This window comes from Euzebya pacifica (genome assembly GCF_003344865.1).
Taxonomy (GTDB): Bacteria; Actinomycetota; Nitriliruptoria; order Euzebyales; family Euzebyaceae; genus Euzebya; species Euzebya pacifica.
On the sequence record NZ_CP031165.1, the window covers coordinates 671451 to 686128 of the forward strand.

A 14678-nucleotide genomic window follows, 5' to 3' on the forward strand; every position below is an offset into this window, starting at 1 on the left:
CCGATCGCACCGCGGTCGGGGCCGCACCATGTCCGCCGCAAGTGCGTTAGCGTGTCCGCCCCATGGACCGGACACGGCTGCAGCACGTCGCCCAGGCACCGACGAATCCGCGACACGCACGTCCCGACGGGCGGGCCTTCGACGTCGCGGACCTCTACACCGACGGGCCGTTGCCCGTGGACTCACCCGCGGACGCCGGCGCGCTGCCGCTGGACGAGAAGCTCCGGCAGGCTTACTTCTGGATCGTCAACCGGGCGGTCATCAGCCCGCACTACGACCTGGACTTCCACGACGGCCCGTCACCGTCCTGGCGGTTCGGGGAGTCCGCGACCGAGGTCACGCTGCCCAGCGGGCAGAGCTACTCCTCCTTCGTGCTGCTGCCGCTGCTGAACTTCGCCGTCAGGGCACGCTGCCTGCTGGTCGGCGGCCCCGGACGAGGCAAGACCGCCACGGCCACCCTGCTCGGCGTCCTGGCCGGCTACTCGCTGACCGACGTACGACGGGGCATGCAGCACGGCCACCCACAGATGACCATCGCCGACCTGCTCGGCAACCCCCTGCCGGCCGACCTCGTCAGCGCCACCTCCACCACCGACATCCGCATCGCCTGGCGGTCGTGGCTGGACATGCGGGTGCGGATCGTCGACGAGTACAACCGGATCCCCACCCGAACCCAGTCGGCCCTGCTGACGCTGATGGGGGACGGGTACGCCGAGATGCTGGACCAGGTCAAGGAGTGCCCCGAGGGGGCGTGGTTCCTGACCGCCAACGACGACGCCGGTGGCGGGACCTACAAGGTCATCGAGGCCCTGCGCGACCGCATCGACGTCACGGTCAAGGCGCTGGCGTTCAACCCGCGGTTCCTCGGTGCGCTGCTGGACCGGATCGAGGCCGGCTACCGGCCTGCTGAGCTGGTCCCCGAGCAGCTCGTCTTCACCAGCGACGAACATGACCGGATGCACGCCGAGATCCTGGCCGTGCCCGTGCCCGACGGGATCCGCCGCCGGCTGGAGTTCTTCGCCAGCCAGTTCGAGTTCGCCGAGTCCGCCGCGACGGTCCTGGAGTACCAGACCAAGGACACCATCCGGCTGTCGGGCATCCAGCGGCACCTGCTGGACGACGACACTGGGACCGATCGCCTGGCGGACCTCGGTGTGCAGACCCTCAACGGGCTGTCGGTCCGGGCGTTGATGACGATCATGACGTTCGCCAAGGCCATGGCGTGGTTCCGGGGGATGGCGGAGGTGCAGCTCGACGACGTCCGTCACGTCCTCGGCTTCGTGCTGCACGACCGGCTGGTCCCGGACCTGGACGCCCCCTTCTTCGAAGCCGAGGGCAACGCTGCGCTGCGGGCGGACCGCGTCGGGTGGATCCGCCGGCTGTTCGACCTGTCGTGTGCGGACTACGACCGTCAGGGCCGCGACACCGACGACCCGGTGTCGACGCTGCTGGCGGAGTTCGACGCCGGCATCGACGGGCTGACCGAGGCGGTGACCCGGGAGCGGCTGACCCACATCGAGGGCCTGCTGGCGTCGTGGGCGAAGGGCAAGAAGCTGTACGGGACGGTGTACGACGACGTCCTCGCCCTGAAGTACCTGCATCAGCGGTACACCAACTACCTGGCCTGGCTGCAGTGGCGGGGGTGACCACGACGGTCGGTCCGGCGCTCGGCACTGCGCTTCGAGCGGGGCGGGAGCAGTTCAACGGACTGGCGGTCGAGGCCCGGTTGCTCGGTGGGGGCTTCGCCGAGGAGGCGTTCACCGACGCGTTGCGGGGGCCGGTCGATGCGCTCGCCGAGGCGGTGGACCGGGTGGACCCGACGGCCGTCGGCCCGGTGGTCGAGGCGGCCTACCGGGCGGTGCTGACCCTGACGGGGCGAGGTGTGGAGGTCGCCGGGCGGGGTGGCGGGGTGGCCGAGGAACCGGTTGCTGCGGTGTGGGAGCGGTTGCCGGACATGGCCGGGTTGGTCGCTGCCGACCCCGTCCGGGTGCTCGGATCGGTGACCAACGCGACGCTGTCGGTGGCCGCGACCCCCGGGGTGGACGTGCCGGCCTGGGTGGACCGGATCGCGGCGCTGGGTGCGACCCTGGCAGGGGAGGGGGCGGCCGGCGTCGGCCCGTGGTTGGCGGCCGGCAGGGTGGTGGCATGGACCTGCGGGATGGCCCACCAGCGTGCGACTGCCCTGGCCGCGATCGGGGGCCTGTCCCCGTCGCTGGTCGCCGCGGCCGCCGGCGTGGACGAGCCCGCCCTCGCGTCGTGGACGCCGACCGACCGCTGGTCCCGCCCGCGGGGCTCGGCTGCCCCGCGTGACGACGGGCGCGATCGGGGCCCAACCCACCCATACGCGACGCAGGCCCCGATCGCGCCGAACGGGACGCCGGACGGTCAACCGCCGAACGGGACGCCCGGTGGGGCGCTTGACGGGGCGTCGGACGGTCTGGTGGTCGGGCAGCCGGTCGGGGGGTTCGTGGGGTTCGGAGGGCCGTTCACGCAACCACCACGGGTGTGGCTGAACGAGGACGGCGCCATCCACGCCACCGGCGGCCCCGACGACGGCGTCTGGCGGCTGCACGCCGACGCCTTCGGGTCCACGCTGGTTCGGGCGGCCCGGACGACCGTCCCGGCGGGCCCGGGTGCGGTCGAGCGCTGGCCCCGCGCCCCCATCCCTCGCATGACCTCGGTCGCCGCCACCGACGACACCTGCGCCGTCACCACCGCAGCCAGCCACCGCATCAGCATCCGGGGCCGGGTTGGCGGGGCGTCGTCGTGAGGGGCCCCGCGGTCCCTGCCGAGCTGGTCGAGGAATGGCAGGACCGCTGGTCGGAGGCGCTCGGCCTGTGGAGTCGTTTCACCCGCCTGCGACCACCGACGCTGTGCACCACCTCTGCAGCGGCACGTCGGGAGGGGCTGACCGGCAGCTTCGCGATGATCCGGCTGGCCGACCAGTCCGTCGTCATCGACCTGCAGCGGATCGTCGCGCTGGGGCTGGCTGACCGTCCGCTGGAGGTCCTGGGTCACGAGATCGGCCACCACATCGCCGCCCCGGCATCGGTCACCACGTCGGCCAGGGTGATCGCCCGCATGCGCGTCGCCCTCCCCGGGGTCGAGCACACCGCCCCGATGCTGGCCAACCTGTACGCCGATCTGCTGATCAACGACCGGCTGCAGCGGGACCGGGGGCTGGCCATCCACGAGCTCTACCGCGCCATCGCGGCGGCCTCCACGTCCCGACCCAGTCCGCTGTGGCGGATGTACCTGCGGACCTACGAGATCCTCTGGGCGCTGCAGGGCGGCACGCTGACCGACGCCGAGCCGGGCATCCCGCTGGAACCACGCGTTGAGGGGGACGCCCAGCTGTGCGCCCGCCTCGTCCGCAGCTACGCCAGCCAGTGGGCCAGCGGCGCCGGTCGCTTCGCCGCACTCTGCTTCGGCTACCTGGAGGCCGACGGCGACGACGCGCTCGACCCCGCCGGTGTGTGGGACGACGCCACCGCCGCGGGCGCCGGCGCGCGAGTCCCGCCGGGGCTTGCCGAACCGGACCCGGAGGAAGAGACCGGCGCCATCCACCCGGCGCTCGATCCGGCCCTCAACGGCCTGGGCCGAACCACCGCCGACCCAGACAACGGGACCGAGGTCACCGGGCCACCCAGGGAGGACACGAGCTCCACCTCCTCGGCCGGCCAGCACCGCGAGCCGTTCGAGTACGGCGAGATCCTCCGAGCCCTCGGCATGGACCTGACCGGCCACGAGGTGGCGGTCCGGTACTACCGCGAGCTGGCCCAGCGACATCTCGTGCCGTTCCCGTCACGGCCGGACCCGACACCCGGCGAGACGCTGCCCGAGGGCTTCGAGCCGTGGACGCCGGGCGAGGCGTTGGCCGACATCGACTGGCTCCAGACGGTCCTGACCAGCCCGACCGTGATCCCCGGGGTCACCACCGTCCAGCGGGTCCACGGGGTCGACGACATGGCTCCACCGGCCCCGGTACCGGTGGACCTCGACATCTACATCGACTCGTCCGGCTCGATGCCCAACCCGCAGCAACGCCTGTCCTACCCGGCGCTGGCCGGCACAGTGCTGGTCCTCTCGGCGCTGCGGGCCGGGGCCCGGGTCCAGGCCACCCTGTGGAGCGGCGCCCAGCAGTTCCAGACCACCGACGGGTTCACCGAGGACCGCGACGCGATCCTGCGGGTGGTCCTCGGCCACATCGGCGGTGGCACGGCGTTCCCGCTGCACGTCCTGCGTGACACCTACCGGCAACGCCGCGACGACGACCGGCCGGCACACATCCTCGTGGTGTCCGACGACGGGGTGACGACGATCTTCAACGACGACGAGGAGGGCACACCCGGACGGGAGGTGCAGGCGGAGGCGTTGCGGCGTGCGCGTGGCGGCGGCACCTGGGTGCTGGAGCTGTTCGGCACCCCGTCAGGCATCGAGGAGGCCCGCGCCATGGGCTGGACGATCGAGGAGGTCGACGACCTCGAGGGCCTCGTCGCGTTCGCGCGCCGCTTCGCCAGGGCGACCTACACCGGGACGGCGGCATGAGCGGCACACCGGGTCCGCCCATCCAGCGTCTGACGAGGCGCCTTGCCGAGACGCCGTCGGCGTTCCTCGCCCCGGTGGCGGTCGGGGCGGTCCTGTCCGACGTGCTTGCCGACCTGGGTCACGAGCCCCTCGACGATCAGTGGCTGGACGCCCTGTCCCCGCAGCGCCCGTCGGAGGCCCAGGTGGCGTGGCTGCGCGCCTGCGCCGTCGTGGCGTGGCTGATCGCCGACCCGGCGGTCGGCGCGGTCGTCGAGACACACGGGATCCTCCGACTGCTCGGCGGTGACCTGCACACCGTCGCCGACCACGTGCGGGCCGAGGACTTCGTCAGCGAGGACGACCGGCGGGAGGAGCTTGCCCGGCTGCTGCTGCGCGCAGCCGGGGTGACCCCTGCCGGGGAGACCCCGGCACAGGCTGCCGACCGGTTGGCCACGCTCGACACCGCAACCCGCTTGCGCGTCATCGCCGAGTCCCGCGCCGCCGAGGCACACAGCGCGAAGGTCCGCCAGGCGCTGGCCCGCAAACGGGCGCAGGAAGCCGCCGCAAAGGCCACTCGGGAATGAGGGGTCACCAGCCATGAGCACCGTCCCCGAACACATCACCCCCTCGGGGGCCGCGGCCTACCGTGCCCTCGTCGAGGCTCCCGGCTCGCCCGTCTGGACCCACCCACGGGAAGATCGCCTGACGCCGGCGATGCGGCGCGAGGTCGCTGCCTTCGCCGACCTCGTCCGGACGCAGCCGCCCACCTGGCAGCCCGGCCAGCCCCCGGCGTGGCTCGACCCGTGGCTCGATCGGGTCTGGCCCCGTGTCCCGGCCCTGACCCGACGCGGCCCGAGGCCCCCGACCCTGCTCGACGTGCGGCCGACCAGCCGGTCCGACCTGGCTGCCGACCCGGCCGCCCACGTCCCCGACGACGTCCCGCTCGACGAGCTGCTGGCCTACTCCACCTCGGGCACCGCTGGTGCGTCGGTCACCGTCCCGAGCCACCCGGTCACGACGGCGTCGTACTACCCGCTGCTGCTCCACGCAGCCGCCCCGATCGCCGACGTCACCCTGCGTCCCGACCACCTCGACTGGGTCACCGTCATCAGCCAGGAGGTGGGCGGCTACGTCATCCCCTCCTGGTCGTCGACGACCGGCACGCTGACCGCCCAGGTCGCCCTCGGTCCCGACCGCTGGCGGTCACCGGAGGACGTGCACGGCTTCCTTTCCGGGCACGACCCGCGGGTCATCACGGGGGATCCGGTGGCCTTCGACGTGCTGCTCGACCTGGATCCCGACATCCATCCCCGGCTGCTCGTCTCGACCGCCACCGCGCTGTCGGCGGGCCTGCGGGACCGACTCCAGGTGCGGTTCGGTGCGCCCGTGCTGGACGTCCTGTCCCTCACCGAGACCGGGCCCGTCGCGGCCGCCACGCGGGGCGGTGGGCCGTATCACCTCCTGCAGCCCCACCTGTACGTGGAGGTCCTGCGGTCCGACGGCACCCCCGCGCAGGAGGGTGAGCACGGCGAGATCGTGTTGACCGGCGGCATGAATCGTACCCTGCCCCTCGTGCGCTACCGCACGGGTGACCATGCCGCCCTCCGGTGGTTGCCGGAAGCGGCCGCCCCCGTGCTGGTCGACGTCGAGGGACGGACGCCGGTGGTGTTCCACGCCCGTGCGGGGCGCCGCATCAACAGCCACTCGGTCACGGTGGCCCTCCGCCCGGTCGCCTTGCCCCGTTTCACGCTGCACCAGGCTGCCGACGGACGGTTGGCCTTCGGGGTGGACGATCCGGGTGACCCGCGGGTGGATGATGCCGCCCGCATGGTGCGCGACCTGTTTCCCGGCAGCCCCGTGGACGTCGTGGCCATCTCGGCCGGAACCGTGAAGGTCGTGCCGTTCAGGGTCGCCTGAGCGTCCCCGAACACTGCTCGACAGAAGAGGGCCGGCCCTTCGGCCGGCCCTCCTGCAACCTCCCGGGATCAGGCTCCGGTGTCCAAGCGGTGCTGGTTGGCGACGCCGACGGTCCCGCCGCCCGGGACTGCGTCCCCTGCGCGTCGGACCTCGATGGTCGCGACGTCGAGGTCGGCGCTGTCGAGCGCCGCCTCGAAGTTCGCCCGGGTCACCTCGACCCCGTCGACGTAGTAGCGGTTCTGCACGCCGGTACCCTCGTCGAACGGGTCGCCGGTGTAGGCCAGGCCGTCGTAGATCGTGCCGTCGTCGTTGACCACGTCATAGGAAGGAAACTCCGACGGGGGTGTCTGGATGTCGGCAAGGTCCCCGACCAGGAACCGGTTGTCCAGGGTGACCCGCTGCGGATCCTCGCTGGATGCAGGCACGATGCTCACCTGATCACCCGGCGACCAGGCGTCCTGCAGGTCGGGGAGGGTCGAGAGCACGCCGTCGATGACGTAGGTGGCGGAGTTGAGGTCGATGGTCTCCAGCACGCGGCCCTGTCCGGCCACCACCAGCTCGACGTCGCCGGCGTCGAACAGGTCGTGGAACTCCGTGGCCAAGCCGGTGGTGGCGGCCGCGATGGCGTTGACCAGGCTGAACAGCTCGACGTCGTCCTGACGGGAGTAGGTCAGCAGGTCACCCTCGGTGAGGGCGGTGCCGAACTCGGTGAAGGTGGCAGCTGCGCCGTCGACCTCGAAGTCGTAGGACGGACCGTCGTTGGCCTCGAACCGGAGGTCACTGCTGTGGAAGGGCACGTCGCCGAGCATCGGCGAGTCCGGCAGCCCACCCGAGTCGATGCGCATCTGCCGGCCGAAGGACCCGGCGAAGGTCGTGAAGTCGAAGACCGGCCCCGACACCGTCTCGTTGGTGAGGTCGATGGTCGGCGTCTCGTCCGCGGTCTGCCCGAGGACGACGGTGTCACCCTCGTTGATGTCCTCCTCGACGACGGACAGCGGCGCGACCGTCCCGTCGACGGTGTACAGCCCACCGGCCAGGTCGAAGGGTCGCAGCGCGACGCCCGACACCGGTTCGATGATGTCTGCGCGTCCGTCGAGGAGGTCCACGTTGCCGACGACGCCGTCGGTGTAGTCGAGCGGGTCGATGTTGACCAGAGAGTGCTCGACGCCGCCCTGCGCGAACCCGCCGCCGGTGTTGCTGACCACGTCACCGACGGTGGCCTGCTGCAGGAAGACGGCCTCGCTGGCTGGCTGGCCGTCGATCAGGAAGGTGTCGCTGGTCCCGATGGTGACCATGACCTCCTCGACGCCGGGGACGTAGGTGTAGGCCTCACCGAAGTTCGCGGTGAGGATGCCGCCGTCCGCCGGGGTGACGGTGTAGGTGGCCGTGTCGACCTGGGTGCTGCCGTTGGGAAGGACCAGCGTCGAGGTGATGACGCACTCGCCTGCAGGCGGTCCCGTGATCGTCACGTCGGTGGTGCCGGTGGACAGGTCGGTGTCGGCGATGCAGTCGCCCGTTGCCTCACCCGACTCGATCGTGTCGGCGATGATGGCGATCTCGACGACGCTGCCGACGGGGACGGTGGCGCCGCTGGCGGGGGTGAAGGTCACGTCCGCCTCCGGCGACAGCCCACGGGTGACCCGAGCCAGCTCGCAGGTCGACGGCAGGGTGGCGCACGTCAGGACGGCGTTGTCGAAGAAGTCGGCCTGGGCGAAGCCGGCAGGGGGTGTCAGGAAGTCCGTCGTTGATCCCGGCAGGCCGTCGCCGTTGGCGAGGACGATCGGGGCGTCGAACTCCGCGGAGTGTGCGGCGGCGGCGAAGCCACCTGCCCAGGCGTCCTCGGCCTGCCCCTCGACGAGGATGACCCTGCCGGCGTCACTGGCGTTGTCGACCCCACGCATCTCCGCGACGGCGATGGCGGTGTCGAAGCGGGTCGGACCGGCCACACGGGTCGTGGTGATGCCCATGCCCTCGATCTCGTTCTCGACGGTCTCGGAGATGGCTGCGGTGCCACCCATGATCATCATGGTGTCGATGGCGGATCGGTCGAGGTAGGTGCGGAGGCTGGCGGGCAGGGTGTCGGTCGGGGTCAGCAGGATCGGCCAGCCCTGGTCAGCAGCCCAGCCACCGGCGGCAAGGGAGTCGGCGAAGGCTTGGGTCGCATCGGTGCTGCCGTCGGCCTCGAAGCCACGGGCGAGCACCGCGGTGTTGGCGGTCGGGGCCTCGACCTCGGCGATGTCGATGGCGGTCTCGAACCGAGTGGGGCCGGCCCGGCGAGTCACCTGGTAGTCCGCGGCGAGCTCCTGCTCGATGGTGGTGGACAGGGCTGCCTCACCACCGAGCAGGACGACCTCCGAGGGGTCGTAGGTCGCCAGCAGGTCCCGGACGCGCGGCGAGATGGGACCCTCGGTGGGGACCAGCAGCAGCGGTGCCTCCGACTGCATGACCGCGCTGGCCATGTTGTCGGCGAAGTTGTCCTCACGACCGATCAGCACCCGTTGGGTGGGCCCGTCGAACGTCGCCTCGGCCAGTCGCGAGACGATCTCGACGGTGTCGAGCGTCTCGCCCTCCTTGATCACCGAGATGGTGTCGCTGACGTCGGCAGCGGCGGGGACGGCCAGCGGCAGCATCAGCAGGCCGGCCAGCACGATCACCGCACCTCGGACTCGCGCGGACAACAACGATGCAGACATGAGTGCTCCCTCAGAACGAACTGAACGCGGTGATCACGGCAGGGACGTCCGGAATGACGTGACCCTCGTGGCCGAAACCGATTCGTGATCCTCGCACGTTCCGTGCATGGGCGACAGCCGAGCGGTCAACTCGTGCGTCGCGGGGGTGGCGCGAGCTTGGTGGGACCGACCGGTGCGACGACCGGGTCAGGTTCGACCCGGAACAGCGCGTCCTCGAGGTCGGCGAACGCCTCGCCCGGCCGGGGCTTCTCCAGCCGGAGCTCGCTGTCCTGCATCGCCGACAGCCCCGCATGCAGGCGGCGCATCACGGCGTTGACCAGCCACAGCGGCTGGTACACCACGACGCTGCCGGCCCAGGCACACATCTGCTCCATGACGTCCCACCCCAGGACGACGGGGAACTCGCCGTAGACCTCCCAGTGGTCGGAATCGGGCAGCTCGCGCGCCTCGAACTCGCTGATGTTGAACTGGTTGCGGTCGGCCATGATCCGGTACAGGTCGCGCATGACGACCAGGTGCAGCGGTTCGGTCCGCAGGTGGATCGGCTCGGCCAGCGAGGGCATGTCGGCGTCGCGCACGCGATGGATGCGCTCGAGGGCGAACTGGCGTTCCTCGCCGGGGTTGCCGTCGCGGTCGACCTCCACGCAGACGGCCTTCATCGCCGGCCCCGTCGGCACGTAGGTGACGGGGACCAGCAGATAGGTCTTGGTCCGGCCGGAGTTCATCGAGTGATACTCCACCGACACCGGCGTGCGGGTCGTCCTGGCGTGCTCGAAGCGCTGCATGTCCGCCGTGCCGAGCCGCATGGTGCGGTTCCCATCGGCCCCGGTGGTGGCCCCGACGCCCGGCAGCAATCCGTCGAGCACCTGCATGGCGTGGCCGACCAGCGGGGTCGGTTGACGGGCGACGAGGGTCTTGACGTGGCCCAGTGCCGTGCGCTGGAGGTCGTCGAGCAGCGGGAGTGGCTGGGTCAACCGGTGCACGTCGCCGTCGCTGACCACGGGCAGCGCCGCGGCGTGGTCACCGCCTCGCTTCCCGGTGGCCCGCAGGTCGCGGAGTCGGTTCTCCAGGTCGCTGGCGCCGACGTATCCCACCTGCCGCATCGCTCGCAGCACCGACCGGGTGTCTGCCGGGCCAGCGGCCAGGCACCGGAGGATGGCGACACGTTGGCCGTCGCTGAACCGGGCGGCCGGTCGGGGATGTGCATCGACGTACCGCTCGGCGATCGACCGCCACATCGGGTCGTCGGGGTCGGCGACGCTGCGGCCCTCCCAGTCGGCGACGTCGCGAGCGTCGACCTTGATCGGTCCCGCATCGGTGTCCACCACGATTCCGTGTCCCATGGGGGGCAGTATCGCGGCAGGCGCCGACCGGAACAGGTGATCAGCGGTACTCGGGATTCTCGGGGAAGCCGAACCGTTCGCCGTCGGCCCACTTCGGCTGCTGGTTGCCGTACGCAGGGACCCCACCGGCGTGGGTCAGCATGCGCGCAGTGTGAAGGAGGTTCCACGTCATGAAGGTGGTGTTCCTGTTGGTGAAGTTGCTGTCGAATCCGGCGGGTGTGCCGCCGTCGTCGGGCACGTCGCCGTAGCTCGGGCCGGGACCGACCGCCCCGATCCAGCCTGCGTCCGCCTGGGGCGGGATCGTGTAGCCGAGGTGCTGGAGTGAGTACAGCACCCCCATGGAGACGTGCTTGATGCCGTCCTCGTTCCCCGTGACCAGACAGCCGCCGGCCCGGCCGTAGTAGGCGTACTGTCCCTTGTCGTTGAGCTTGCCCGAGTAGCCGTAGAGCCGCTCGATGGCCAGGCTGCAGACCGACGAGTGCTGCCCCAGCCAGATCGGCGTGCCGATGACGAGGATGTCGGCGGCCATCACCTTGTCCTGCACCTCGGGCCACGCGTCGGTGTCCCAGCCGTGTTCGGTCATGTCCGGGTACACGCCGTAGGCGATGTCGAGGTCGGCGAGGCGGATCGTCTCGCAGCTGACGCCGACCCCTTCCATGATGGCGATCGAGCGGTCCATCAGGTCCTGGGTGTGGGACTTCTCGCTGGATCGCTTCAGCGAGCAGTTGAGGTACACCGCGGACAGGTCGTCGTAGCTCGCAGGGGGTGTGGACATGGGGGACTCCTCGGTCGGCAGCGTGCGTCGGGTCTACACCGACAGGTGCCCGAGCGGCCTGCAGCAGCCGAAATCGGACGATCGGACGGTGTGAACTCCGAGACCGCAGGGCATCCCCTCATCGAGGGCAATCACATCCCCCTCTTCGAGGGCATCACACCCGCCCTCCCCGAGGGCAACCACACCCGCGTCGACGGCAAGGACGATGACATGGCCAGCAACGAGCAGAACACCAGGACCGGCATCGAGGGCGTCGTCGAGGACGCCAAGGGCAAGCTCAAGGAGGCCGCCGGCATCATCACCGACGACGAGTCGCTGAAGGGGGAAGGTGCCGCCCAGCAGCGCAAGGCCGAGGCCCAGCGCGACGTGGTCAAGAAGGAAGCGGAGGCCGAGAAGGCACGTGCCGAGGCCGACGCCCACGAGGCGGAGCAGCGCCTCCACCAGCGCTAGGACTTCCCCAGCCAGACCGCACCCAGACCCGAGCCCGCCGGCGCATGTCCCGCCCCGGCGGGCTCGTCACGTCCGTCGAGGCATGCCCCCGGATGTGCCTACCGGCGCAGCAGCTGCAGCTGGTCGGGGGTGGCGCCACCCACCAGCCACGCCTCGGGATACTGCCCACGGTTGTCGTGGACCACGACCTTGTCGGGGTCGAGGTGGGAGGACCCGCGGCCACGCTCGAGGATGGTCACCTCGTTGCCCTCGATCGACAGCAGCGCGTAGGAGGCGTTGTCGGTGTCGTCGGTCTCGCGCACGTTGTCGAGGACGTCGACGGTGGCACGCACCACGTAGGTCCCGTCGGGCTGACCGGAGAAGTCCACGAACTGGCCGGGGCGCTGCCAGCGGTAGAAGTCGCCCCAGCCGGCGGTGATGCCCATGGCGCCGTCGCCGGCGATGGCGAAGCAGCTGCCCGACTGCTCCGCCCCGAGGGCGCCCTGTTCGTCCTGGTCGAAGGCCTCCCAGTCGCCGTAGCCCTGGTCGGCGGGGCAGAAGCCCGACTTGTGTCCGACCCCGGCGGGCGCCACCGTGCCCGCGGCCTCGTCGACCGACAGCAGCTCGTAGAACAGGATGTCGGTGTAGTGGTAGTGGCCGTGGGTCGCGTGGTACTCGTAGCTGCCGGCATCGCGCTCGGTCGAGGTGCCATCGCCGTGGTGGACGACCTGGGTCATCTCCACCAACCGGTCCCGGTCGTTGATGGCGCGGTCGAGGATCGGGAAGCGAAGGTCGAAGTGGCCCTCGCCGACGTTGTGGGGGCCGGCGGTGAACCGCAGGCACCGGGTCAGCAGCGTGGGCTCGTCGGTGCGGGTCGGGTCGTTTGCCTCCTGGACCTCGTCGGCGGTGCACGAGTACAGCGGCTGGCCGTCGACGATCACCGGCGGGTTCTGGTCGTCACCGGCCAGGAACATGGAGTTGGCCGGGTTGATGGGGGCGGCGAACCCGAACTCGAACGGCGGCGTGACCCGCAGGTTCGGCAGCAGCTCGCCCTCGGGCTCGTCCACGGTCGCCAGACCCGCTCGCATCCGGACGATGCTTCCCGCCGTGCGGATGGGGGTCAGCTCGATCGTCCACCTGCCCACCGTCGGGGCATCGAAGGCCACACCCTCGGAGTAGGTGTTGTGGGACGCCTGGGTGGCGGTCTCGCCGTCCGGTCCGGTCACGGTCAGGCTGAAGTCGTCCTGCCGGTAGGGGTTGTCGAAGTCGACCCGCAGCTGCCCAGCGGGTTCCGCCACCTGCACCGTCCAGGTGAACACGAGCCCGTCATCGCAGGTGGGCGGCGCCGAGACGTCGGTGGCGGCGGGTTCGCCGTCACAGCTGAAGAACGGCGTCTCCCAGAACGTTGCGGGCACCTGCTCGTCGAGCAGGCCGACGGGGCCGGCGTCGACGGTGCCGAGGTGGTGGTGCTCGGTGTGGCCGTCGCCCTCGCCGAGGGCGGGTTGGGCCACCAACGCGAGGAGGAGCAGACAGGACAACAAGGTGATCATGCGCATGCTGCAGAGTTCGTGACGTGGCACGGCCGACCCTGCGCCTGTTGTGCTACGTCTCCGTGACGATCTCGTGACGGCCTTCGGCCGCTCGGTGGCCCGCGGCCCGCACCGCCATTTGTGCCAGGTCGTCCGCGCCGTCGGCACCCCACCCGTGCAGCATCCGACGCCACGCCTCCGGCACCGCCGATGCGCCCCACCGTGCCCCGAGCAGCTGCCCGGCGATCGCGGCGACCGTGTCGGTGTCGTGTCCGATCCGGACCGCAGCCCGCAGCGCGAGCGGCAGGTGCCGTGCCGGCCGGTCCTCGGGGATCGGGGTGTGCACGATGGCCGACCACGCCGCCTGCAACGCGGTGACGACGAACCCGTTGCCCGTCCCGAACCGGCTGGGCGGGTTGGCCTCGGCCTCGTCGATGCGGTCGGTCCACCAGGCCGCGCGGTCGGATGGCAGCCGGCGCAGCCCGGTGCGGATGTCGAACACCTCCACGCGGACGGCGCGGTCGATCGCGAGCGACCAGATCACACAGCCCTCTGCGGCAAGCGGGTCGCCATGGGTCAGCAAGCTGACCCGCGTGGCGAGGTCGGCGATGGCCGCATCGTCACCCAGGGCGTGCAGCGGCACCGGTGAGGTCCGCATCAGGCTGCCGTTGCCGGCCGCGCCTCGGGGGTTGCGGGCGAAGTACGTCGCCGCCGACGAGGTGAGGTGGTCCGCGGTGACGGCGTGGCGCAGCACCGCGCCCGTCGAGGACCCGACGTCCTTGGGTTCACCGGCCATCCAGTCGAGGAAGCGCTGGCCGATGGCCAGCACGTCGGTCGAGCCGGTGGCCAGCACGCCGAGGATGCCCGCGGCCTGCGCGGTGTCGTCGGTCCACTCGCCGGGGGCGAATCCGAACGGTCCGCCGCCGCGCATCTCGATCGGCTCGTCGGGTGCCGGGACGGTGAACTCGTAGCCCGCACCGAGCGCGTCACCGGCGGCACCGCCGACCACTGCGCCGGCGACGCGGTCCTCCCACGACGTCAAGACCGGAAGAACTGGTCGATGAGGATGTTGTTGCCGTCGGGGTCGGTCAGGGTCAGGCTGGCCGGTCCCTCCTCGCCCTCGGGCGTGGTGGACAGCTCCAGGCCCGCCTCCTCCAGCCGTTGCTGGATGACACGGACGTCGGTGAACGACTCCAGCTTCGCCATCCCGTTGGTCAGCCCCGGGTTGAACGTCAGGATGCTGCCCTCGAACATGCCGTGGAACAGCCCGATGGTGCTCTCCCCGTTCTTCAGGATCACCCAACCCTCGTCGGCATCCCCGCCCGAGACCACGAACCCGAGCGCCTCGTAGAAGCGGCGCGAGACGTCGAGGTCGGCGACGGAGAGCGACATGGAGAAGGCCCCGAGCTCGAGGGTGCTCGGCAGCACTGCGGGTGGGTCCGGAAACGCAGGTTCGTCCATGCCG

General features: G+C 71.1%; 12 protein-coding genes. 6 read left to right on the forward strand and 6 right to left on the reverse strand.

All coding sequences use genetic code 11. The annotated features are described in order from the left end of the window. The first annotated feature begins 62 nt into the window (after positions 1–62). From DVS28_RS02650 to DVS28_RS02670, 5 genes are read left to right on the forward strand one after another with little or no spacing between them, the layout of a single operon-like run. Positions 63–1646, forward strand: a complete 1584-nt coding sequence (locus DVS28_RS02650) for an AAA family ATPase (RefSeq protein WP_114590077.1) — start codon at positions 63–65, stop codon at positions 1644–1646. Then, positions 1643–2770: a hypothetical protein gene (locus DVS28_RS02655; RefSeq protein ID WP_164709846.1), complete on the forward strand. Its 1128-nt coding sequence runs from the start codon at positions 1643–1645 to the stop codon at positions 2768–2770. The genes DVS28_RS02650 and DVS28_RS02655 overlap by 4 nt, the downstream gene beginning before the upstream one ends. Beyond that, a complete protein-coding gene (locus DVS28_RS02660; RefSeq protein WP_114590079.1) occupies positions 2767–4548 on the forward strand; it encodes a vWA domain-containing protein in 1782 nt (593 codons plus the stop codon). Before DVS28_RS02655 ends, DVS28_RS02660 begins: the two co-directional genes overlap by 4 nt. Next, entirely contained in the window at positions 4545–5111 is a 567-nt protein-coding gene (locus tag DVS28_RS02665) for a hypothetical protein (RefSeq protein ID WP_164709847.1), read from the forward strand. Before DVS28_RS02660 ends, DVS28_RS02665 begins: the two co-directional genes overlap by 4 nt. Before the next feature lie 13 nt (positions 5112–5124). After that, on the forward strand, positions 5125–6444 hold the full coding sequence (locus DVS28_RS02670) for a phenylacetate--CoA ligase family protein (RefSeq protein ID WP_114590081.1): 1320 nt from the start codon (positions 5125–5127) through the stop codon (positions 6442–6444). 68 nt (positions 6445–6512) lie between these two features. Here DVS28_RS02670 and DVS28_RS02675 read toward each other — a convergent pair whose 3' ends face one another. The 3 genes from DVS28_RS02675 to DVS28_RS02685 all read right to left on the reverse strand — a co-directional run bounded on the left by DVS28_RS02675 (position 6513) and on the right by DVS28_RS02685 (position 11255). After that, a complete protein-coding gene (locus tag DVS28_RS02675) occupies positions 6513–9137 on the reverse strand; it encodes a cell wall-binding repeat-containing protein (RefSeq protein WP_114590082.1) in 2625 nt (874 codons plus the stop codon). Positions 9138–9262: 125 nt separating this feature from the next. Further along, a complete protein-coding gene (locus DVS28_RS02680; protein WP_114590083.1) occupies positions 9263–10480 on the reverse strand; it encodes a hypothetical protein in 1218 nt (405 codons plus the stop codon). Positions 10481–10520: 40 nt separating this feature from the next. Continuing rightward, positions 10521–11255 carry a flavodoxin family protein gene (locus DVS28_RS02685; protein ID WP_114590084.1) on the reverse strand — a complete coding sequence of 245 codons (735 nt, stop codon included), beginning with the start codon at positions 11253–11255 and terminating at the stop codon, positions 10521–10523. Positions 11256–11465: 210 nt separating this feature from the next. On the opposite strand from DVS28_RS02685, the gene mbp1 reads away from it, so the two are divergent. Further along, entirely contained in the window at positions 11466–11705 is a 240-nt protein-coding gene (gene mbp1, locus DVS28_RS02690; protein ID WP_114593953.1) for a microaggregate-binding protein 1, read from the forward strand. Positions 11706–11803: 98 nt separating this feature from the next. Here mbp1 and DVS28_RS02695 read toward each other — a convergent pair whose 3' ends face one another. Genes DVS28_RS02695 through DVS28_RS02705 form a run of 3 tightly spaced genes read right to left on the reverse strand, consistent with a single transcriptional unit; the run spans position 11804 to position 14674 of the window. Further along, the gene (locus DVS28_RS02695) at positions 11804–13240 is read right to left on the reverse strand and encodes a lysyl oxidase family protein (protein ID WP_114590085.1); all 1437 of its coding nucleotides are present in this window, start codon (positions 13238–13240) and stop codon (positions 11804–11806) included. 46 nt (positions 13241–13286) lie between these two features. Continuing rightward, positions 13287–14255: an ADP-ribosylglycohydrolase family protein gene (locus DVS28_RS02700; RefSeq protein ID WP_114590086.1), complete on the reverse strand. Its 969-nt coding sequence runs from the start codon at positions 14253–14255 to the stop codon at positions 13287–13289. After that, positions 14252–14674, reverse strand: coding sequence for a VOC family protein (locus DVS28_RS02705; RefSeq protein WP_114590087.1), 423 nt, complete (start codon positions 14672–14674; stop codon positions 14252–14254). The genes DVS28_RS02700 and DVS28_RS02705 overlap by 4 nt, the downstream gene beginning before the upstream one ends. Positions 14675–14678: the final 4 nt, after the last annotated feature.